Raw genomic sequence first — 1,686 nt, 5'->3', positions numbered from 1 at the left:
CGTCAGTTGTGTATAAGAGACAGGAAGAAGCCCGGCGACGCGGCCCGCAAGATGCGCGCGATGTTCCAGGCGACGAGACCGGCCGGCGGTGCCGGCCCCGCGGCGGGCGGCGGTGCCCGCTCCGCACCCGCCGAGTAGCGGCCGTCAGCCGATGCTGGCCGACACTTTGACCCCCATTGGGGGCCTTATGTCGCATATGGGGCTAATGTCCGAAGTGAACCTGACGTCGAGGGCATGAAGGAGGCGCGCTTGTCCGACCTCGCAATGTCGGGCGGCTCCATTTCGGGGTCCTTCGGCGTATGGAGGAATGAGACGGACCACGGTATGGACCCCTCCCGCTGAGCGGTCCGACGGCCCGGGAGCCACGGCGGTATACGCCGGGCTCCCGGGTTCCTCTCTGTATGGGGCAGGTCACCCCCCAGTCAGTTGTGTTTTCCAACCCACTCGCCGGATACTTCGAGGGTGAGTTGGAGAACACAACGGAGGTGGGAGTCATGCGCGACGCGGTGATCGTGGCGGCCGTGCGCACCCCGGTGGGCAAGGGCAAGCCGAACGGCTCGCTGCACGGCGACCACCCGGCCGACCTGCTGGCCCGGACGCTGCGCACCCTCGTCGAACGCGCGGGCATCGACCCGGCCCAGGTGGACGACGTCGTCGGCGGCGTCGTCACCCAGGCCGGCGACCAGGCGCTCAACATCACCCGGACCGCCGTCCTCGCCGCGGGGTTCCCGGAGAGCGTCCCGGCCATGACCGTCGACCGGCAGTGCGGCTCGTCGCAGCAGGCCCTCCACATCGCGGCGCAGGGCGTGCAGAGCGGGGCGTACGACATCGCGATCGCGTGCGGCGTCGAGTCGATGTCCCGCGTGCCGATGGGGTCGAGCGTGCTGCCCGGCACCGACCCCTTCGGAACGGGGCTCCGCGAACGCTACCCGGACGGACTCGTCGGCCAGGGCATCAGCGCCGAACTGATCGCCGCCCGCTGGAAGCTGTCCCGCGAAGAGCTCGACGCCTTCGCCTACGAGTCGCACCGCCGCGCCGCCGAAGCGTGGAAGAACGGCGAGTTCGACCGGGAGGTCGCCTGGACGGGCCAATGGGACGAGACCGTCCGCCCCGGGACCTCCCCGGAGATCCTCGCCGGGCTCGCACCGGCCTACTACGACGAGCGCACGGCCGAGCGGTTCCCCGAGATCGCCTGGAAGATCACCGCGGGCAACGCCTCCCCGGTCAACGACGGCGCCGCCGCCGTGCTCGTCATGGGCGCCGACGTCGCCGAGCGCCTCGGCCTGCGCCCCCGCGCCCGCTTCCACGCGTTCGCCGTGACCGGCGACGACCCGCTGCTGATGCTCACCGCGATCATCCCGGCGACCCGGAAGGTCCTGGACCGGGCGGGCCTGTCCCTCGGCGACATCGACCTGTTCGAGGTGAACGAGGCGTTCGCCCCGGTCGTCCTGGCCTGGCAGCGCGAGGCCGGCGCCGACCCCGCCCGGGTCAATGTCCGCGGCGGCGCGATCGCGATCGGCCACCCGCTCGGCGCCAGCGGCACCCGCATCATGACGACGCTCCTGCACGCCCTCGAAGACCGAGGCGGCCGCTACGCCCTCCAGACCATGTGCGAAGCCGGCGGCCAAGCCAACGCGACCATCATCGAGCGGCTCTGACGGATGGGCCGGACGGGCAGGGCGGGGG

Annotated in this window: 1 protein-coding gene; it reads left to right on the top strand. The window is 71.6% G+C overall.

All coding sequences use genetic code 11. The features are described 5' to 3' along the window. The first annotated feature begins 494 nt into the window (after nt 1-494). Nucleotides 495-1,658, top strand: a complete 1,164-nt coding sequence (locus E1200_RS33160; protein ID WP_131956607.1) for a thiolase family protein — start codon at nt 495-497, stop codon at nt 1,656-1,658. The last annotated feature ends 28 nt before the right edge of the window (nt 1,659-1,686 follow it).

The organism is Actinomadura sp. GC306, from assembly GCF_004348665.1.
In the GTDB taxonomy this organism is placed as follows: domain Bacteria; phylum Actinomycetota; class Actinomycetes; order Streptosporangiales; family Streptosporangiaceae; genus Spirillospora.
Note: the sequence above shows the minus strand (reverse complement) of the source record. Positions and strands in the feature narration are given on the sequence as shown.

Excerpts from the sequence above, each read along its gene's own strand:
- E1200_RS33160 (WP_131956607.1), top strand. The coding sequence starts at position 495 with ATGCGCGACGCGGTGATCGTGGCGGCCGTGCGCACCCCGGTGGGCAAG.